The 19,769-nt window shown below is 71.7% G+C and carries 17 protein-coding genes; 8 read left to right on the top strand and 9 right to left on the bottom strand.

The window, feature by feature from the left end:
- The first annotated feature begins 2 nt into the window (after positions 1–2).
- Complete coding sequence (locus ABZZ04_RS00495) at positions 3–185, top strand: DUF397 domain-containing protein (RefSeq protein WP_356929990.1); 183 nt, start codon at positions 3–5, stop codon at positions 183–185.
- Positions 186–269: 84 nt separating this feature from the next.
- Here ABZZ04_RS00495 and ABZZ04_RS00490 read toward each other — a convergent pair whose 3' ends face one another.
- Complete coding sequence (locus ABZZ04_RS00490; protein ID WP_356929989.1) at positions 270–731, bottom strand: hypothetical protein; 462 nt, start codon at positions 729–731, stop codon at positions 270–272.
- A 346-nt stretch (positions 732–1,077) separates the two neighbouring features.
- Here ABZZ04_RS00490 and ABZZ04_RS00485 point away from each other — a divergent pair, with 346 nt between their 5' ends.
- The 3 genes from ABZZ04_RS00485 (at position 1,078) to ABZZ04_RS00475 (ending at position 3,209) form a co-directional block, all read left to right on the top strand.
- Positions 1,078–2,010, top strand: a complete 933-nt coding sequence (locus tag ABZZ04_RS00485) for a class I SAM-dependent methyltransferase (RefSeq protein ID WP_356929988.1) — start codon at positions 1,078–1,080, stop codon at positions 2,008–2,010.
- 92 nt (positions 2,011–2,102) lie between these two features.
- Positions 2,103–2,492: a VOC family protein gene (locus ABZZ04_RS00480; protein ID WP_356929987.1), complete on the top strand. Its 390-nt coding sequence runs from the start codon at positions 2,103–2,105 to the stop codon at positions 2,490–2,492.
- 78 nt (positions 2,493–2,570) lie between these two features.
- Complete coding sequence (locus tag ABZZ04_RS00475; protein WP_356929986.1) at positions 2,571–3,209, top strand: hypothetical protein; 639 nt, start codon at positions 2,571–2,573, stop codon at positions 3,207–3,209.
- 64 nt (positions 3,210–3,273) lie between these two features.
- Here ABZZ04_RS00475 and ABZZ04_RS00470 read toward each other — a convergent pair whose 3' ends face one another.
- Positions 3,274–4,173 (bottom strand): serine hydrolase, encoded by a 900-nt coding sequence (locus ABZZ04_RS00470; RefSeq protein ID WP_356929985.1) that lies wholly within the window; start codon positions 4,171–4,173, stop codon positions 3,274–3,276.
- 253 nt (positions 4,174–4,426) lie between these two features.
- Here ABZZ04_RS00470 and ABZZ04_RS00465 point away from each other — a divergent pair, with 253 nt between their 5' ends.
- Both ABZZ04_RS00465 and ABZZ04_RS00460 read left to right on the top strand, forming a co-directional pair.
- Positions 4,427–5,170: a GntR family transcriptional regulator gene (locus ABZZ04_RS00465; protein WP_356929984.1), complete on the top strand. Its 744-nt coding sequence runs from the start codon at positions 4,427–4,429 to the stop codon at positions 5,168–5,170.
- Entirely contained in the window at positions 5,167–6,477 is a 1,311-nt protein-coding gene (locus ABZZ04_RS00460) for an MFS transporter (RefSeq protein WP_356929983.1), read from the top strand. The genes ABZZ04_RS00465 and ABZZ04_RS00460 overlap by 4 nt, the downstream gene beginning before the upstream one ends.
- A gap of 92 nt (positions 6,478–6,569) precedes the next feature.
- Here ABZZ04_RS00460 and ABZZ04_RS00455 read toward each other — a convergent pair whose 3' ends face one another.
- Positions 6,570–7,394: a maleylpyruvate isomerase family mycothiol-dependent enzyme gene (locus tag ABZZ04_RS00455; protein WP_356929982.1), complete on the bottom strand. Its 825-nt coding sequence runs from the start codon at positions 7,392–7,394 to the stop codon at positions 6,570–6,572.
- 172 nt (positions 7,395–7,566) lie between these two features.
- Between ABZZ04_RS00455 and ABZZ04_RS00450 the strand changes: the two genes are divergently transcribed.
- On the top strand, positions 7,567–8,361 hold the full coding sequence (locus ABZZ04_RS00450) for a carbon-nitrogen family hydrolase (protein ID WP_356929981.1): 795 nt from the start codon (positions 7,567–7,569) through the stop codon (positions 8,359–8,361).
- 139 nt (positions 8,362–8,500) lie between these two features.
- Here ABZZ04_RS00450 and ABZZ04_RS00445 read toward each other — a convergent pair whose 3' ends face one another.
- Positions 8,501–8,992, bottom strand: coding sequence for an LURP-one-related family protein (locus ABZZ04_RS00445; RefSeq protein WP_356929980.1), 492 nt, complete (start codon positions 8,990–8,992; stop codon positions 8,501–8,503).
- A gap of 82 nt (positions 8,993–9,074) precedes the next feature.
- On the opposite strand from ABZZ04_RS00445, the gene ABZZ04_RS00440 reads away from it, so the two are divergent.
- A complete protein-coding gene (locus ABZZ04_RS00440) occupies positions 9,075–10,904 on the top strand; it encodes an NHL domain-containing thioredoxin family protein (protein ID WP_356929979.1) in 1,830 nt (609 codons plus the stop codon).
- Between the two features lie 547 nt (positions 10,905–11,451).
- Here the strand turns inward: ABZZ04_RS00440 and ABZZ04_RS00435 are convergent.
- The 5 genes from ABZZ04_RS00435 to ABZZ04_RS00415 form a co-directional block, all read right to left on the bottom strand.
- Positions 11,452–14,406 (bottom strand): BTAD domain-containing putative transcriptional regulator, encoded by a 2,955-nt coding sequence (locus ABZZ04_RS00435; protein WP_356929978.1) that lies wholly within the window; start codon positions 14,404–14,406, stop codon positions 11,452–11,454.
- Between the two features lie 312 nt (positions 14,407–14,718).
- A complete protein-coding gene (locus ABZZ04_RS00430) occupies positions 14,719–16,017 on the bottom strand; it encodes a M18 family aminopeptidase (protein ID WP_356929977.1) in 1,299 nt (432 codons plus the stop codon).
- 128 nt (positions 16,018–16,145) lie between these two features.
- The gene (locus ABZZ04_RS00425; protein ID WP_356929976.1) at positions 16,146–16,829 is read right to left on the bottom strand and encodes a hypothetical protein; all 684 of its coding nucleotides are present in this window, start codon (positions 16,827–16,829) and stop codon (positions 16,146–16,148) included.
- A gap of 73 nt (positions 16,830–16,902) precedes the next feature.
- A complete protein-coding gene (locus tag ABZZ04_RS00420) occupies positions 16,903–17,526 on the bottom strand; it encodes a Uma2 family endonuclease (RefSeq protein ID WP_356929975.1) in 624 nt (207 codons plus the stop codon).
- Between the two features lie 299 nt (positions 17,527–17,825).
- Complete coding sequence (locus tag ABZZ04_RS00415) at positions 17,826–19,652, bottom strand: acyl-CoA dehydrogenase (protein WP_356929974.1); 1,827 nt, start codon at positions 19,650–19,652, stop codon at positions 17,826–17,828.
- Positions 19,653–19,769 lie beyond the last annotated feature (117 nt).

Genomic DNA, 19,769 nt, shown 5'->3' with positions numbered 1-19,769 from the left:
TCGTGCCGCACTTCGAGTTCGTCAAGTCCAGCTACAGCAGCGGCAACGGCGAGTGCGTCGAAGTGGCCCGCAACATCCCCCGCACCGTCGCCGTCCGCGACTCCAAGAACCCCGCCGGCCCCGTCGTCGTCCTCGGGCCCGCCGCCTGGGACGCCTTCCGGGCCGGGCTGGGCCGGGCGGACTGACCCGGAACGGCGAGGCCGGGCCGGCAGGGCGGGAACACGTCCGTCCCGCACCGGGGCCGGTACGGGACGGACGCTCCGGGTGGTTCAGCAGCCGACCCACGACATGTCGGGGCGCCAGGTCCTGTCCTCCGAGGCCTTGCCCTTCTTCCAGCTGAACGTCGCCACCACGCGGTAGCTGTCGTGCGGGTACTTGCAGGCGTTGATGCTGCTGGTGGTGGCCGAGTCACCGGTGCCGTGCCAGCCGTCGTAGTCCTGCGCGGTGCGCATCGTCACCCGCTTGCCCGCCGGGTAGCGTTCGAGCTTCACGTTGGTGACCTTGACCTGGTAGTCGCCGCCGCCCGCGACGTCGGTGATCTTCGCCTTGGCCCGGAAGGTCTTGCTCGCGTTGTCCCAGGAGACGGTCGCGCAGCGCCTGACCTCCTTGCCGTAGCACTGCCAGCTGTCGGCCGCGGAGGCCGAGGAGGGGGCGATGACGACCGATGTGGCGAGCGCCGCTGCGACCAGTCCACCGGTGGCCCCCACGCGGCCGACATGCTTGAGCTTCATGTGAATCCCCTCTGATCTGCCGGTAATCCCGGGTCAAGCTATCCATCGAGGGGCTGAAACCGGTCATGAAGTGTCAGGTGGTTGCACTGCCATGACAATGTCGGCGTCCCGTCCCGGGAACGACTCGTACCGTCACGGGGCGATGCCCGGGGTGTGTCGCAGCAGGGCGGGCGTTGTCCGATACCGCGCTGTTCCGGTGCCGGGTGGACGGGCTCCGGGGATACGGGCGGGGGATCCGGGAAAGGATCAGCGGCGTCCTGAGTGCCATCGCCTCCGATCGAACAGTGCCTGCGGAACCCGTGGTCCATCCTTCTCGGCCGTCCGACCGATCGAAAGGTTCCCCGCCTTGCGCACGCAGCCCCCGAAGACCGTGTCCGAACCCGCTCCGACCCTGCTGGAGCGATTACCCGTCCTGCGCCGCGGGCTCGACCGGCTGGAGCGCAGACCCACCGCGTTCGGGCTGGTCATGTGGGCCTTCGGGCTGGCCAGACCGGTGTTCCTGGACCATGTGGTGAGACCCGAGCCGCGCGCCGAGCTCGGTGCCGTGCGCGAGCTGCTGGAGAAGAACCGGGAGCGTTACGCCGAGCACCTCACCGGCTTTCTGGAGTACGCCGACCAACTGGCCGCGATCCCCATGGAAGGGGTGGAGAAGGCGTCCACCGCCTACTGGGGAAACACCTGGCTGCCCCCGCTGGACGCGGCCGCGCTCTACGGGTTCCTCGCCGAGGGGAAGCCGGCCCGCTACCTGGAGGTCGGTTCCGGGAACTCCACCAAGTTCGCCCGCCGGGCCATCGAGGACCTCGGGCTGAGCACCCGCATCACGTCCATCGACCCGGAGCCCCGGGCCCATGTCGATCACCTCTGCGACGAGGTGATCCGTGTCCCGCTCCAGGACGCCGACCTCGGTGTGTTCGCCGAACTGGAGCCGGGGGACGTCCTGTTCGTCGACGGCTCGCACCGGCTCCAGATGGGCTCCGACGTCATGGTGTTCTTCTTCGAGCTGCTGCCCCGCCTCAAGCCGGGAGTGCTCGTCCAGGTCCACGACATCATGCTCCCGGCGGACTACCCGGAGTCCTGGCGCTGGCGCCTGTACTCGGAGCAGTACCTGCTGGCCGGGCTGCTCACCGCCGCGCCGGAGCGCTTCGACGTCCGGCTGCCGAACGCCTTCGTCCACGCCGACCCGGAGCTGCGGAGGATTCTCGACCCGCTCTGGCGCCGGCTCGGCGTGACCCGGCACTTCCATCCGGGCTCCTTCTGGTGGCGGCACGCGGGCTGGTGATTCCACCGGTGTCCTGGACGGGGTGTCCGTCGGCCAATCTGCGGACCGCTGCGGGGAATTGGGCCGCTGAGGTGCGCTGTTAGGGTGACCGGATGTCATCGGTAAAGAAGTTCCAGGTCACCTTCGACTGTGCGAACACCGAACGTGTCGCCCGCTTCTGGTGCGAGGTGCTGGGGTACTCCCTGACGCTGCCCCCCGAGGGGGAGGGCACGTGGGCCGTGTGCTCCGACCCCACGGGGGAAGGCCCGCGGATGTACTTCCAGCAGGTGCCCGAGGGCAAGGCCGCCAAGAACCGGGTGCACCTCGACGTGCGGGCCGGCACCGGGCTCGTGGGTGCGGAGCGGCTGGCCGTGCTGGAGGCCGAACGCGATCGGCTGGTGGCGCTCGGCGCGGTGTGCACGAAGGTGCTGTACGCCGACGAGGAGAACGAGTCGTGCATCAACATGCAGGACGTCGAGGGCAACGAGTTCTGTCTCGACTGAGCGTCGTCGACCGGGCGTCTTCGACCGGGCGTCCCTCGGGGCGGCGGGGGTGTCGGCGCCGCCTGCCATGCTGCACGTATGGCATTTCCCGGCTCCCGTACGAGGACGACCTGTGTGTGGCTGCTGTCCGAGGACGAGCGGGACGTCGGGCGGCGCATCGGTGAGGCGCTGCCCCGGGCCGGGTGGCTGTGCAGCCATCCGGGCCCGAAGGGGCTTCACCAGGTGCACCTGCACCCGTCGCTCGGGGATGCCTTGGGCTGCGGCGGCCGTCAGGCGTTCCTGCTGCTGCCGGAGGGGGCCGGGGCGCCCGAGGACGTCCAGGTGGCCGAGGGGGTCGTCGCCGATCCCGGTCTCCTGCACTCCGCCGTGCTGCAACTCCTGTGCTCGCGCCGGTTCCGGGACGACGAGGGCGAGGCCCTTGAGGCCGGCCGCCTCGCGGTGCGCTGGTACGAACCGGAGGTCGGGCCGGAACGGCACCGGCTCCTGACCGACCAGACACGCCTGGCCTGGCAGGCCCTCCGGTCGGCGACCCGCCCGGCGGCCGTCGAGACCCCGGACGGCCGACGGGTTTCCGGTCTGCGGATCGGCTCCGCCGCGTACGACCTCGTTGCCGGTTCCGGGACGGCGCTGACCCGGGGCGGCTCCCAGCGTCTGCGGCTGGTCGTCGGGCGCTCCGCCGGCATCGGCGGCGGGCGGGGCGGGACGGCCTCCGGGTGACCGTGCGCACGAGAGAGGGGGCCCGCGTGACGCGGACCCCCTTCGTCGGTGCTGCCGGACCGGACTACTTCTTGAAGGAGTAGTCCATGATCTTCTTCATGTCCGCGGTGCGGTTGGTCGCGCTCGTGGAGGCGAGCACCGTGCCGACGATCGTCTTGCTGCCGCGGGTGGCGGCGAAGACCAGGCAGTACTTGGCCGTCGGACCGGAGCCGGTCTTGATGCCGATCGCACCGCTGTAGCTGCTGAGCATGGTGTTGGTGTTGGTCCACGACATGTAGCGGTAGCCGCCGGACTTCGTGGTGACCTTCTGCTTGGTCGACTTGGTCTTGACGATCGAGCGGAAGGTGGAGCTCTTCATCGCGCTGCTGGCGATCTTCGTCAGGTCGCGCGGCGTCGAGTAGTTGGAGCCGTTTCCTATGCCGTCGAACGAGTCGAAGTGGGTGTTCTTCAGCCCGAGGGACTTGGCCTGGGCGTTCATCTTGCCGATGAACGACTTCACGCGGGCCGCGCGGGTGGTGCCGGAGCCGAACTTGTCGGCCAGCGCGTAGGCCGCGTCGCAGCCGGACGGCAGCATCAGGCCGTACAGGAGCTGGCGGACGGTGACCTTGTCACCCACGATGAGGCGGGCCGACGAGGCGCCCTTGGAGACGATGTAGTCGCTGTACGCCTTCTGGATCGTGACCTTGGAATCCAGGTTCAGGTTCTTCTGCGACAGCACCACCTTGGCCGTCATGATCTTGGTGGTGGAGCCGGTGGAACGACGGGTGTCCGCGGCCTTGGAGAACAGGGACTTCGCGGTGCCGTTGTTCATCGTGTAACCGCCGGGGGCGGTGATCTTCGGGGTGGGCGGCGTGGCGGCCTGAGCCGTGGAGGCGAACATGCCGCTCGCGATGACGGCACCCGCTGTCAGGGCCACGGTGGCGGAGGCGGTGATGCGGTTTATGCCCTTGATGCCGATTTTCAACTGAAAGCTCCAAATGCCCCTTGAATGCGGCCACATGAAGGTGCCGCTCGGTGGTGAGACTCATGAGACCAGGTGATGGATGTGCCGATTCCTGGGGCAATTTCGGGCTGCGGGTGATTTCCGGTCCGGACGCCGGTCCGGGCGGCGGTCGGAGTGTGGGCCGGGGTGTGGGCCGGGGTGCCGGGCGGGCCCCGGCCGGTCCGCATCCTGGACGGGTTTCATCATGCATGCATGTTGTATCTATGCTGTGTGCATGCCTGCCGCATCCTCGACCGTGAAGCCGTCGGAAAAATCCCCCGAGAAGAACGTCGCCAAGGTGACCGCCAGGGCGACTGCCGGGGTGACCGCCAGAGCGGCGGTGAAGCGGCCGCCCGCCGCCGAGCGTGTCTACACCCACATCAAGGAGGCGGTCCTGGACCGCCGTTACGAGGGCGGCACGCTCCTCACCGAGGGCGACCTCGCCGAGGCCGTCGGCGTCTCCCGCACACCGGTGCGCGAGGCGCTGCTGCGGCTGGAGGTCGAGGGGCTGATCAAGCTGTACCCGAAGAAGGGCGCCCTGGTGCTCGCCGTCTCCGCCCAGGAGATCGCGGACGTGGTGGAGACCCGGCTGCTCGTCGAGGAGTTCGCGGCCCGCAAGGCCGTGCCGGCCTCCCCGCGGCTGATCGCCCGGCTGGAGGAACTCCTGGAGGAGCAGCGGCTGCTGGCCGAGGCCGGGGACCTGGCCGCGGTGTCCGTGAAGGACCGCTGCTTCCACGCCGAGATCGTGCGCAACGCGGGCAACGAGATCCTCTCGCGCCTCTACGACCAGCTGCGCGACCGGCAGTTGCGGATGGGCGTCGCCGTGATGGAGGCGCACCCGGGCCGGATCGCCGCCAACATCACCGAGCACGGCGAGCTGCTGGAGGCGATCAGGGCCGGTGACGCGGAGGGCGCCGCACAGGTCGTGCGCCGCCATGTCGGCCGGGTCAAGGTGCTGGTCAGGGGTGAGGACCGGTGAGTTCCGCCGCCGCTCCCACGCTGTCCCTGCCCGGTGATCCCCCCGGCGGCCGACGTGCCGTGCGGGTCTGGGGCATCGGCGTCGCCGTCTACTTCGTCGCCATCATCTTCCGCACCAGCCTGGGCGTCGCCGGGCTCGACGCCGCCGACCGGTTCCACGTCAACGCCTCCGCCCTCGCCACCTTCTCCATCCTCCAGCTGCTCGTCTACGCGGGCATGCAGATACCCGTCGGCCTGATGGTCGACCGCCTCGGCACCAAGAAGGTCCTCGCTCTGGGGGCCGTCCTGTTCACCCTCGGGCAGCTCGGCTTCGCGCTGTCCCCCTCGTACGGCATGGCGCTGGCGTCCAGGGCGCTGCTGGGCTGCGGCGACGCGATGACGTTCATCAGCGTGCTGCGGCTCGGGGCGCGCTGGTTCCCGGCCCGGCGCGGCCCGATGATCGGGCAGGTCGCGGCGCTCTTCGGGATGGCGGGCAACCTCGTCTCGACGCTCCTGATCGCACGGGCCCTGCACGGGCTCGGCTGGACCACCACCTTCGTCGGCAGCTCGATGGCCGGCGTCGTCGTCCTCGTGCTCCTGCTGCTGTTCCTGAAGGACCACCCCGAGGGCCACGAGCCGCCGCCCGTCGAGCGGGCGGGCGCCGCCTACGTGCGCGGGCAGATCGCGGACGCCTGGCGGGAGCCCGGCACCCGGCTCGGCATGTGGGTGCACTTCACCACGCAGTTCCCGGCGATGGTGTTCCTGCTGCTGTGGGGGCTGCCGTTCCTGGTCGAGGCGCAGGGGCTGAGCCGGTCGGCCGCCGGTGAACTGCTCACCCTGGTGGTGCTCTCCAACATGGCGGTCGGGCTGGTCTACGGGCAGATCGTGGCCCGCCACCACGCCGCCCGCGCCCCGCTGGCCCTGGGCACGGTCGCGGCCACGGCGCTGCTCTGGGCCTCGGCCGTCTTCTTCCCGGCCGACCACGCGCCGATGTGGCTGCTGATCGTCCTGTGCGCGGTGCTCGGCGCGTGCGGCCCGGCCTCGATGATCGGCTTCGACTTCGCCCGGCCCGCCAACCCTCCGGAGTGGCAGGGCACCGCCTCGGGCATCGTCAACATGGGCGGCTTCATCGCCTCGATGACCACGCTCTTCGCCGTCGGCGTCCTGCTCGACGCGACCGGCGACAACTACCGGATCGCGTTCTCCTCGGTCTTCGTGCTGGAGGCGGTCGGCGTCGTCCAGATCCTTCGACTGCGCTCCAGGGCCGCGCACCGGGAGCGGGAGCACCACGTCATCAGCCGTGTGGAGGCCGTGCACGTACCGGTGTGACCGCCCGCGCCGGACCCGGTCCGGGCCGGTGGCGGCGCCCGTCCTCGCGCGGCGGGCGCCGCCGGTCACCGTTCACAGCACCGCGGAACGCCTCACGGGGTGACGGCGAAGTTCCGCAGGATCGCCTCCGCCAGGTCCTGGTCGCCCTCGATCTTGATCCGGTCGGCGACCGCGCCCGGCCGCACCCGCCCGCAGGCGAGACGGAAGTACGTCTCCCAGTCCATCGCCAGCGTCACCGCGGGGCCGAGCGAGGGCGAACCGTCCACCGAACCGCGGCCCTCCGCGTCGACCCTGACGGTGCGCAGGAACTCCAGCGGCCCGTTCACATCGAGCACGATCGCCGAATTGTGCGGCGCCCCCGCGTCCTTGGCGACCACCTTCGGCAGCGCGTCGAGCAGGGTGTCCCGGACGACGGTGGCGCCGGGGGAGTCCAGGTTGCCGGGCCGGCCCAGCGTCGCCCGCAGGTCCTGCTCGTGCACCCAGACGTCGAAGACCCGCATCCGCAGCGCCAGTTCGAGGGTCTGCTCGGCGCCCAGCGGGGCCCGGACCATGGTCTCGGGGTCGCGCGACTCGTTGCGCAGCTGACGCGCGCGGCGAATGATCGTGTACTCCAGCTCGGAGGTCATCTCCGGCGCGGTGTGGTGGCGCCGCACGTCGACCTGCATCTCCATGTAGCGGGCGAAGTCGCTCTGCACGTGGTAGAGGTCGCGGGGCAGCGTGTGGATCGGGCGCGGGTCGCCGAGCTGCTCGCACTCCATGCCGATGATGTGCGAGACGACATCGCGCACCGACCAGGCGGGGCACGGTGTCCTGCGGTTCCACTCCCCCTCGGGGAGCGACTTCACCAGCTCGGCTATCGACTCGATGGAGTGGGTCCAGGCATCGGCGTAGGTCTGGAGGCTGGGATGGACGGTCACGGGACCCCTCGTGCGGTTCTGCGGTGCATGGGCTGGAGTGCTGGGCGCGGGCGGCGGCGGACTGCGTGGGAGGTTCGATCGCTAAGTTACGCTGCGATCAGGCACCCCGGCAGTGCTTTCGTGTGACGATCGTAGGCCGTGTTGACGGCTTGAACGCCAGGACGGTGGTAGTGTGCGCGCCTCCCTCATCCAGATCGCAGTAGACCCGGACGAATCCGTCGACTCCCGCAGACGGCGCGCGGCCTCGCTGGTCGCCTCCCGCCGCGGCGCGGACCTGGTGGTCCTTCCCGAGCTCTGGCCGGTCGGAGCCTTCTCGTACACCGAGTTCGAGAAGGAGGCCGAACCGCTCCGGGGCCCCACCCACGACGTCATGGCGAAGGCCGCGGCCGACGCCGGGGTCTGGCTGCACGCGGGCTCCGTCGTCGAGCGGGCCGCCGACGGCACCCTCTACAACACCTCGCTCGTCCTCACCCCCGAGGGCGAGCTGGCCGCCGCGTACCGCAAGGTGCACCGCTTCGGCTTCGACAAGGGCGAGGCGGTCATGATGGGCGCCGGCGACGAGCTGGTGACGGTCGCCCTGCCGCAGACCGTGCTCGGCCTCGCCACCTGCTACGACCTGCGCTTTCCCGAACTGTTCCGGGGCCTGGTGGACGCGGGCGCCCAGACGCTGGTCGTCCCGGCGGGCTGGCCCGAGCGCCGTCGGGCCCACTGGACGCTGCTGGCCCGCGCCCGCGCGGTGGAGAACCAGTCGTACGTCCTGGCCGTCGGCTGCGCGGGCACCCACGCCGGTGTCGAGCAGGCCGGGCACAGCATCGTCGTCGACCCCTGGGGCGAGGTGCTCGCGGAGGCGGGCGCGGGCGAGGAGGTGCTCGACGTGGAGTTCGACCCGGGGATGGTGGCGGAGACCCGTGAGCAGTTCCCGGCCCTCAAGGACCGCCGCCCGGCGCTGAGGACCGCCCGGCCCTGACCCCGTCCTCGGGCCCCGACCCCGCCTTCGGGCCGTTTCACGTGAAACCGGCAGGGCCCGGTCACCGCGAGGTCGGCCGGGCGTCGCGGAACCGGCCGGGCATCGTGAAATCGGCCCGGCATCGTGAAATCGGCCGGATTCAGCCGTCGTGGTCCTTGTCCGCGAGGACGATGACGCAGATCGCCACGGCGAGGAGGAGCGCCGCGTCCGCGTCCTCGCGCACGATGTCGATCCCGTAGGTGTCCCGGACGGTCAGCCACCGCCGGGAGATCTGGGCCAGCAGCTCCCCGTCGTACTCGATGGCGAACTCGCGGTCCAGGATCCTGCCGCTGACGTCGAGCACGGTGCCGTCCACCAGCGTGACCCGGTAGTGGTTGCGCAGCAGCGACAGCCGCTTGCGCCTGATCTCGGCGAGCTGTTCGCCGTCGCGCTCGACGATCATCGTGTCGCGCAGGCTGAGCAGCTTCTGCCGGCTCCGGACCAGGACCCGGCCCGAGGGGTCCTTCAGCTCGAAGGTGTCCCGCAGCCGCATGGCCTTGCCGTCGACGAGGAAGACCTTGCGGCCGCCCGCGTCCTCGATCCAGTAGTCGTCACCGACGGCGAAGAGCCGTTCGCGCACCAGGAATCTCATGGGCCACAGGGTCCCCCAGGAACCCCCGGAAGGCCCGGACCCTCCGGAATGCGCGCGGGCCGCGGTGATGTTGACTGTCCACATGGCAACACGTGCGCGCGTCAGGGCCCCCGAGCTGATCGGCAAGGGCGGCTGGCTCAATACAGGCGACCAGCAGTACACCCTCGCCGACCTGCGAGGACGCATTGTGATCCTGGACTTCTGGACCTTCTGCTGTGTGAACTGCCTGCATGTGCTCGACGAGCTGCGCGAGCTGGAGGAGAAGCACCGCGACACCGTCGTGATCATCGGTGTGCACTCGCCGAAGTTCGTCCATGAGGCCGAGCACCGGGCCGTCGTGGACGCCGTCGAGCGGTACGGGGTGCACCACCCGGTCCTCGACGACCCGGAGCTGGCCACCTGGAAGCAGTACGCCGTACGGGCCTGGCCGACGCTCGTCGTCATCGACCCCGAGGGCTACGTCGTCGCCCAGCACGCGGGCGAGGGCCATGCGCACGCCATCGAGAAGCTGGTCGGGGAGCTGGAGGCCGAGCACGGCGCGAAGGGCACGCTGCGCCGCGGCGACGGCCCGTACGTCGCGCCCGAGCCGGTCGCCACGCACCTGCGCTTCCCCGGCAAGGCGCTGCTCCTGCCCGACGGCGGCTTCCTCGTCTCCGACACCACCCGCCACCGCCTGGTCGAGCTCGAACCGGACGGCGAGACGGTGCGCCGGCACATCGGGACGGGGGACAGGGGGCTCGCCGACGGCGGGCCCGACGGGGCCCGGTTCTCCGAGCCGCAGGGCCTCGCCGCACTGCCCGACGGGCGGATCGTGGTCGCCGACACGGTCAACCACGCCCTGCGCGCCTTCGACCCCGCCACCGGTACGACCACGACGCTCGCCGGTACCGGCCGCCAGTGGTGGCAGGGCTCGCCGACGTCCGGCCCGGCCCGTGAGGTCGACCTCTCCTCCCCCTGGGACGTCGCCTGGTTCGCGGACCGGCTGTGGATCGCCATGGCGGGCGTGCACCAGCTGTGGACGTACGACCCCGGGACGGGAACGGTGCGGGCCGGGGCGGGCACGACCAACGAGGGGCTGGTCGACGGACCGGCCGCCGAGGCGTGGTTCGCCCAGCCGTCCGGGCTCGCCGTGTCCGCCGACGGGACCAGGCTCTGGGTCGCCGACTCGGAGACGTCCGCCCTCCGTCACGTCGAGCGCGACGGCACCGGCTTCGCCGTCCGTACGGCGGTCGGCACCGGACTCTTCGACTTCGGGCACCGCGACGGCGCCGCCGGACAGGCCCTGCTCCAGCACCCGCTGGGGGTGACCGCGCTGCCCGACGGGTCCGTGGCGGTCTGCGACACGTACAACCACGCGCTGCGGCGCTACGACCCCGTGGACGACGAGGTCACCACGCTGGCCACGGACCTGCGCGAGCCCAGCGACGCCGTGCTGGTCGACGGCGACCTCGTCGTCGTCGAGTCCGCCCGGCACCGGCTGACCCGGCTGCGCCTGCCCGAGGAGGCCGTACGCGTCGCCGACCGGGCGCACCGCACGCAGCGTGCGGCCACCGAGATCGCCCCGGGCACGCTCCGGCTCGACGTGGTCTTCCGGGCCCCCGCAGGGCAGAAGCTGGACACCCGGTACGGTCCCTCGACCCGGCTGCTGGTCTCGGCGACCCCGCCCGAGCTGCTGGCCGGGGGCGCGGGGGCCGGTACCGACCTGTTCCGCGACCTGGTCCTCGCCGACGACGTCACCGAGGGCGTGCTGCACGTGTCGGCGATGGCGGCCTCCTGCGACGACGACCCGGCCAACGAGTACCCGGCCTGCCACGTCCACCAACAGGACTGGGGCGTCCCGGTCCGGGTGAGTGACGGGGGAGCGCCCCGGCTGCCGCTGGTGCTGGCGGGAATGGACGAACAACAGGCCTGAGACATCGGCCTGAGACATCGGGCCGAGGCGCCGGGATGTCGGGCGGGGCCTCCGGACCGGCGGGTTCGGGTCCTGCCGGTCCGGACCCCGCCCCCCGGGTTTCCGGATCCCACCCCCCGGTGCGATCCGGCTCCGGTGGTCCCGACCGGCAGTTCGGGGTCTGCCGGTCGGGACCTGTTCCGTCGGGACCCGCTGGGTCGGGTCCCGACAGCTCCGAGGCCGTCCGTGCCGTCGTGTGGCCGCGCGCATGGCACGGGCGGCGGAGACCGGGCGTCGGCGAACCCGTCTCCCGCCTCGTCGGCATCGCCGATTCTGGGTGACGCCGCTCACGTCCCGCTGTCGCGATACTGACGTTCCGCTGATGCGCGGGACGGGACGGGACCGGCCGTACCCGGAGGCGCCCGGCCGCACCCGGTCCGGCGTACCGGCCGTACCCGGGCCTGCCGCACCCGGCGCATCCGGGCGCGGCGCGCAGGGTGCGGTGAACGGTGCGCGGGGCCGCGGAATCACCCGGGCGCGGGGGAGCAGGCCCCCGCGCCCGCACGGGTCACCCGTCGGCGGTGAGCCGGTGGGTGGCTTCCTCGTACCGCTTGCGGTAATCCGGCAGGGCCGTCACCCGCAGCAGTGCTTCGAGGGCCCGGACCGCGCCCACGTCGTAACCGGTGCGCTCCGCCTCACCGGCCGCCCGGTCCAGCAACCGGATGCCCTCCTCCTCCGAGCCGAGCGCCAGGTGGGCCTCGCCGCTGGTGGTCAGCAGCAGCACCCTGCGGGCGACCTCCTCGTGCTCGGGGCCGAGGTCGAGCGCGGTCCGGGCGGATTCCAGGGCTTCCAGCGGCAGGTTCGCCGTGAGCTGCATCCGGGCCAGGTGCTGGAGGGCGAGCATCTCGGTGTGCGGGTCCTGCTCCGCACGGGCCAGCTCCACGGCCTGCTCGCAGTTGTCCAGCGCGGTGTGCAGCTCCCCCTGCTCGGCCTGGACGACGGCCAGGTTGATCAGCGCGGTCGCCTCGCCGAGCCGGTCGCCGGACTGCCGGGCGAGGCCGGGCGAGCGCTCCAGCAGGGCGATCGCCTCGGCGGTCCTGCCCTCCTCGGTCAGCACCCAGCCCAGCAGGTTGAGCACCCGCGACTCGGCGTACGTGTCGGAGCGGATGCGGGCGGAGTCCAGCGCCAGTTCCAGCAGCGGGGACCAGTTGTCCCGCACCCGCCAGACCACCTGTGGCCACTGGAGCAGGATGATCCGCCACGCCCGGTCGTGGAATCCGGCGTTCCGGGCGGCGACGGCGGCCAGCGCCAGATCGTCGCGTTCGGTGACCAGCCAGCGCATGGCCGTCGCCCGGTCGGTGAAGTCCCGCACGGCGGCGGGGCGGTGGTAGTCGTCCGGCAGGACGAAGCAGGGCTCGCCGCCGGGCTCGGCCGTGTCGGCGGCGGCCAGCGCGGTGGCGATGTAGTGGTCGAGTACGCCGATGAGGGCTTCGGGCCCGCCCGAGGCGTCCATGCCGCGGGCGTAGAGGCGCACCAGGTCGTGCAGCCCCCAGCGGCCGGGGGCCGTCTCGGCGACGAGGTGGGCGGTGGCGAGCCGCTCCAGCGCCGCCGCGGCGGCGACCGGGTCGGTCCCGGCGAGCGCGGCGGCCGTGTACGGGTCGAAGTGGCTGCCCGGGTGGTGGCCGAGCCGGGCGAGCTGGTGGACGGCGTCCTGCGGCAGCTGTTGCACGGTCAGCCGCAGCGCGGCCGAGACGCCGGTGTCGTCCACGTCGAGGTACGTCAGCCGGCTGCGTTCGTCGGCCAGTTCGTCGGCGAGGCCGGCCAGGGTCCGGGTCGGGCGCCCCGCCAGCCGGGCCGCGGTGACCCGCAGGGCGAGCGGCAGCCCCCCGCAGAGTTCGGCGAGCCGGCGGGCCGCGACCGGTTCGGCCAGGACCCGGTCCTCGCCGAGCACACCGGCGAGCAGGGCGGTGCCGTCCGGCGGTTCGAGGACGTCGAGCGGTACGGGCCGGGCGGCGTCCGAGGCGATCAGGCCCTCCAGCCGGTGCCGGCTGGTGACCAGGGTGACGCAGTCGCTGCCGCCCGGCAGCAGCGGCCGGACGGCGGCGGAGTCGCGGGCGTTGTCGAGGACGACGAGCAGTCGGCGCCCGTCGGTCAGCGAGCGGAAGAGCGCCGCGGCGGCGGCGACGGACTCCGGGACGCGGCGCGGTGCGACCCCGAGCGCCAGCAGGAACTCGCGCAGCACCTCGATGGCCGCGGGCTCGCCGGTGTCGCTGAACCCGCGCAGATCGGCGAAGAGCCGTCCGTCCGGGAAGGTGGCGGAGTTGCGGTGCGCCCACTGCACGGCCATCGCGGTCTTCCCCACCCCGGCCGGTCCGGTGACCAGGCAGACGGGTGCCTCGCCCGCCGCGGCCCGGGTCAGCGCGGCCAGTTCGGCGGTCCGGCCCTGGAAGCCGCGGGGTGCGCGGGGCAGCAGGTCGGCGGGGTGCGGGGTGCTGCCGAGGGGCGACAGCGGGAGGGAGCGGGCCGCCGCGGGCGCGAGGGCGACGGCCGTGTCACCGCTCGTACCGGAGTCCGCACCGGCATCGGCCCCCGCCACCGCCCCGGCCCCGGAGACCGGACCGGCCGGCGGGGCGGCTGCCGTGCGCGGCGCGGCGGACCCGGACCCGTCGGCCGCGGCATTGCCCTCGGCACGGGCGCCGGGGGCGGGGCCGCCGCCCGGCCGGGCCGGACCGGGTGCCGTCGCGCCCCGGCCGTCGGACGCGTTCCGCGCGGCGTCCGGACCCGGGTCGCCGCGCAGGATCAGCGCGTACGCGTCGGCCAGCTCGTGCCCCGGGTCTATGCCCAGCTCGTCGGCGAGCAGCCGCCGCGTGCGGTGGAACCAGTCCAGCGCCTCGGACTGGCGCCCCGCCCGGTACAGCGCCGTCATCAGCCCCGCCGCCAGCGACTCCCGCATCGGGTGCGTGACCGCTTCCGCCCGCAGCACCGCCGCGGCCCGGTTGTGCTCCCCCAGCTCCGAGTAGGCGCGCGCCAGCTGCTCGACCGTGGCCAGCCGCGACTCCTCCAGCGAGTGCGCGGCGGCCTGGAGCGGCGGCCCGGCGAACGCGCCGCTGAGCGCGGGGCCCTGCCACAGGGACAGCGCCTCCTTGAACATCAGCACGGCGTCGGCGGGGTTGCGCTGCCCCCGCGCCAGCGTCAGCAGCTCCTCGAACCGCTGCGAGTCCAGCAGGGTCTCCGGCAGCCGCAGCACGTACGCGTCGCCGAGGGTGACCAGCTCCACCCCGTACGCCTCCGCGTCCGCGCCGACCAGGAGGGCGCGCAGTCTGGAGACGTGCCCCTGGATGACGCTGCGGGCGTGCAGCGGCGGCTCGTCGTCCCACAGGGAGTCCGTCAGTCTCGCTATGGAGACCGGGGTGTTCGCGGACAGCAGCAGCGCGGCGAGCAGGCTGCGGCGCTTGGCGGGACCGAGCGGCAGGGGTCCGGTGAACGTGTCGACGGAGACGGTGCCGAGCAGCCGGAACTCCACGGGCGGCTTCCTTCCGGGCCGGACGCGCCCATGGCCGGGCAGCGGGAAAGTCCCAGGATATCGGGGCTCCCGAGGCATCGACGACGAGCGGCAGCCGGCTGCTGAGATGAAAGTGGAATGTCATATTCCGCCAAGCTCCGCGACATCCGGACGCGGGCCGGGCGTCCTTCCGGAGCCCCGGGAGCATCCGGAGCCCCTGGAGTCACGGAGAACCCACGGGGCCCGCGGAGAGCGCTTGCCGCCCGCCGCTGAAGGCCGACGGGCGACAGGACCGGGCTCGGGCCCGGGTTCCGGCAGGCGGACGGGCGGGGATCAGCCCGTCAGGAACGCCGCCATCGAGTTGGCCAGCAGGTACGGGTCGTCCGAGCCGCACAGTTCACGGGCGCTGTGCATGGACAGGATCGCGACCCCGATGTCCACCGTCTGGATGCCGTGCCGGGCGGCGGTGATCGGGCCGATCGTGGTGCCGCACGGCATCGAGTTGTTGGAGACGAACGTCTGCCACGGCACGTCCGCCTCCCGGCACGCCTCCGCGAACACGGCCCGGCCGCTGCCGTCGGTCGCGTACCGCATGTTGACGTTGACCTTGAGGATCGGTCCGCCGTTGACCACCGGGTGGTGGGTCGGGTCGTGGCGCTCGGCGTAGTTGGGGTGGATCGCGTGACCGGTGTCGGAGGAGAGACAGACGGTCCCGGCGAAGGCCCGCGCACGGTCCTCGTACGCGCCGCCGCGTGCGAAGACGGAGCGCTCCAGCACCGTGCCGAGCAGCGGCCCGTCGGCGCCGGTGTCGGACTGCGAGCCGTTCTCCTCGTGGTCGAAGGCGGCCATGACCGGGATGTACGGGAGCTCGTCGTCCGGCTGCCCGGCGACGGCGGCGAGCGCGGCGGTCGCCGCGTGCACCGAGAGCAGGTTGTCCATCCGGGGCCCGGCCAGCAGCTCGCGGTCCCGGCCCAGGTAGGCGGGGGGCTCGACGGCGTGCGGCATCAGGTCCCAGCCGGTCACGTCCTCGGCGGCGACGCCCGCCTCCTCGGCGACGAACCGGATCAGGTCGCCCTCCGCGACCTCGCCCAGGCCCCAGATCGGCTGCATGTGCTTCTGCCGGTCCAGCTTCAGCCCGTCGGGGTTGGCCGACCGGTCCAGGTGCACGGCCAGCTGCGGAACGCGCAACAGCGGCCGGTCGATGTTCACCAGCCGGTGGGTGCCGTCCCGCAGCGAGATCCGGCCGGCGAGGCCGAGGTCCCGGTCGAGCCAGGTGTTGAGCAGCGTCCCGCCGTAGATCTCCACGGCGATCTGCCGCCAGCCGTGCGCCCCGGTGTCGGGCAGCGGCTTGACCCGCAGGTTCGGCGAGTCGGTGTGCGCCCCGATGATCCGGAACGGGGTGTGCGCCCCGGCGCCCTCCGGTACGTACCAGGCCACGATCGCGCCGCCGCGCAGGACGTACTTCCCCCCGGTGCTGCCGTCCCAGGCGGCGGTCTCCTCCACCTGCCGGAATCCGGCCTTCTCCAGGCGCTCGGCCGCGGTGGCCACGGCGTGGTACGGGGAGGGGGAGGCCATCAGGAAGGCCTGAAGATCGTCGGTGTGGCCGCGGTCGAAGCGGGGGGAGGAACTCATGTTCCTCACTGTAACGAGACCGGACCGGCGGGCTTCACCGTCGTCCCCGGGAGGGCGTCCGCCCAATGCCCGTCCGATGTCCGGTCGGTGCCCGCCCGACGCCCGGCCGGTGCCCTTTCGGCGCCCGGTCAGTGCCCGGAGACCTTCGCGGAGGGCTTCTCCCCGTTCTGGGCCTGCTGCGCCCGCTCGGCGAGCACGGCGGCGAATGCCTCGACCTGCTCGTCGGGGACGGTCGTCTTCCCCTGGGTGCCGGTGCTGATGCCCAGCACGGTCGTCCCGACCCGGACCTGCGCGATCGTGGCCGGTCCGCCCATGGTGCCGACGGCGGCGCGGTTGGCCTCCCGGTCGTCGCCGATGTCGCCCAGGTCCACCTTCCGGGCGTCCAGTCCGACCCGGTCCCCGCCGTACCACTCGATCAGGACGTCGTAGGCGGCGTCCGCGGTCTTCTCGTCCTCGTAGGCGAGGACCCAGAAGTTCAGCGTGGTCACGTCCGGCTTCCGCACGAAGGCCGAGGCGCCCCAGGACGTGACCGTGTCGCAGGCCGTCTTCCGCTTCTTCTTGGTGTCGGCCATGCAGACTGACGGCGGGAACCCGGCCACCGGCTTCTGGGCGTCGGGCTTCACGTACATCCGCCAGCCCGGTACGGCTTTCGCGTCCGGCAGCACGGAGGCGACCTGCTTCCGGTCGAGCGCCTTCGCCGCGGTGTCGTCACCGCTTCCGCACCCCGCGAGCAGCAGCAGCGCCGCCCCGGCCGCCAGGAGCCCCCGGCTCCCCCGTACACCCCGTATACCCGCGAAACCCTTGCCACCCATGAGTGACCCGCCCCCTCCGGCTGCCTGGACCTCCGATATTAGAGAGGGCCGGTGCGGCGGGACGGCACCAGGGCTACAGCCGGTCGATGGCGGTCAGGTCGATGTCGATGTCGTACGGGACGGAGAGCTTCAGCCGGTCGCGGTGGACACCGGTCGGGGCGTACGTCCCGCTCACCGCGTCGCACTCGTACGTCCACACCACGGGCCGGTCGTGCTCGTCGTCCATCTCGACCCGCCAGAAGTGCGGGATGCCCGCCGCCGCGTACTTGTGGGGCTTGGTGTCGCGGTCGCGGTCCTCGGAGTCGGGGGAGACCACCTCGACGGCGAGCAGGACGTCGGCGGCCTCGTAGCGGGTCTGGCGCAGTCCTCCTACGCCATCCGCCTTCACCACGACGAGGTCGGGTTCCGGAACATTGCGCCTGCCGAGCACGACGGCCATCTCACGGCGGACACGCAGATCCTCCGGAACGTGAGTGCGCAGCCCCTGCTCCAGCAGATACATCGCCAGCGTGTGGAATTCTCGCTGCGGACTCACGAAAACCAGACTCCCGTCGATCAGCTCTGCGTGCGGCGGGAGGTCGAGCGTGAAGAATTCGTCCACGGTGTAGCCGTCCGGCGGTGGGACCGGCCACTTGGAATCGTCGCGCCGCGACTGCGACGCTTCGGGCAGTGACTCGGCGGTCATGGTTCCTCCCATGGACGGGATTCTGAGCCCTGCCGTCAGCGTACCCAGCCGATACGACAGCACCGCCACCCGAAAACGTGTCCGGGTGGCGGTGCGTGTTGACGATCTTGAACGGGGACCCAGGGCCTCTCGTTTGGATCATGCCGGGCTCGCGTGCCCCGGCACGCACTCCCCCAAGGCCTTAAGGGCCAGGGGGACCCCCTTCGGCGTTGTCGTCGGTCGCCGACGCTCCGCGTCGACTCCCTCCTCCGCCTTGCGATCGCACGCACCGGACCCCGCTCGCTGATCCGGCCTGATCCAAACGAAAGACCCTAGAACGCGGCCTCGTCCAGCTCCATCAGCGAGTTGTCGACGGCCTCGGCGAGCGCGCGCTCGGCCGAGACGCCCGGCAGGACGTTCGCGGCGAAGAACTTCGCGGCGGCGATCTTGCCCTGGTAGAACGCGACGTCCTTGCCGGTCGCGGTCGGCAGCTTCTCGGCCGCGACGGCGGCACCCTTGAGCAGCAGGTAGCCGACGACGACATCGCCGGAGGCCATCAGCAGGCGGGTGGTGTTGAGGCCCACCTTGTAGATGTTCTTGACGTCCTCGCCGGTCGCGGTGAGGTCGGTGATCATCGTGCCGACGATCGCCTCCAGGTCGACGGCCGCCTTGGCGAGCGAGCCCAGCGCACCGGCCAGCTCCTCGTTGCCCTGGGCGCCGGCGAGGAACTTCTTGATCTCCTCGGCGAGGGTGTTCAGCGAGGCGCCCTGGTCGCGGACGATCTTCCGGAAGAAGAAGTCCTGGCCCTGGATCGCGGTCGTGCCCTCGTACAGCGTGTCGATCTTGGCGTCACGGATGTACTGCTCGATCGGGTACTCCTGGAGGTACCCGGAGCCGCCGAAGGTCTGGAGCGACTGCGCCAGCTGCTCGTACGACTTCTCGGAGCCGTAGCCCTTCACGATCGGGAGCAGCAGGTCGTTGAGGCCGTGCAGCGCCTTCGCGTCCTCGCCCGCGGCCTCCTTCTCCTGGATCGCGTCCTGGACGGTGGCGGTGTACAGCACGAGGGAGCGCATGCCCTCCGCGTACGCCTTCTGCGTCATGAGGGAGCGGCGCACGTCGGGGTGGTGCGTGATGGTGACCTTGGGGGCGGTCTTGTCCATGAACTGCGACAGGTCCGTGCCCTGGACGCGCTCCTTGGCGTACTCCAGCGCGTTCAGGTAGCCGGTCGACAGGGTCGCGATCGCCTTCGTGCCGACCATCATGCGGGCGAACTCGATGATGCGGAACATCTGGCGGATGCCGTCGTGCTTGTCGCCGATCAGCCAGCCCTTGGCGGGGTGCTTGTCGCCGAAGGTCATCTCGCAGGTGTTGGACGCCTTGAGGCCCATCTTGTGCTCGACGTTGGTCGCGTACACGCCGTTGCGCTCGCCCAGCTCGCCGGTGGTCCAGTCGAACTCGAACTTCGGGACCAGGAAGAGCGAGAGGCCCTTCGTGCCGGGGCCGGCGCCCTCGGGGCGGGCCAGCACGTAGTGGAGGATGTTCTCGGACATGTCGTGCTCGCCCGAGGTGATGAAGCGCTTCACGCCCTCGATGTGCCAGGAGCCGTCCGCCTGCTCGACGGCCTTCGTGCGGCCCGCGCCGACGTCGGAACCGGCGTCCGGCTCGGTCAGCACCATCGTCGAGCCCCACTGCTTCTCGACGGCGATCTCGGCGATCTTCTTTTGCGCCTCGTTGCCCTCCTCGAAGAGGATGCCGGCGAACGCCGGGCCGGAGCAGTACATCCAGATGGCCGGGTTGGCACCGAGCAGCAGCTCCGCGTAGCCCCAGATCAGGGAGCGCGGCGAGGTGGTGCCGCCGATCTCCTCGGGCAGGCCCAGACGCCAGTACTCGGAGTCCATGAACGCCTTGTACGACTTCTTGAAGGCCGCCGGGACCGGCGCGGTGTTGGTCTCCGGGTCGAAGACCGGCGGGTTGCGGTCGGCGTCGGCGAAGGACTCGGCCAGCTCGTTCTCCGCGAGGCGGGTGACCTCGTCGAGGATGCTCTTCGCCGTCTCGACGTCCATCTCGGCGAACGGACCGGTGCCGTACGTCTTGTCGCGACCGAGGACCTCGAAGAGGTTGAACTCGATGTCGCGGAGATTCGACTTGTAGTGCCCCATGGAAGGCTCCGTAATCAATAGCGGTGGCGCGCGGCGCCCCGGGGGTCGGGGTGCGGGCCGGACGGGCGACGAGCCGGCGTGCGTATATCAGCTGACCTCTACGATGATGCTACCCGT

The sequence above is a fragment of the Streptomyces sp. NPDC006435 genome (genome assembly GCF_040612315.1).
Classification (GTDB): domain Bacteria; phylum Actinomycetota; class Actinomycetes; order Streptomycetales; family Streptomycetaceae; genus Streptomyces.
Note: the sequence above shows the minus strand (reverse complement) of the source record. Positions and strands in the feature narration are given on the sequence as shown.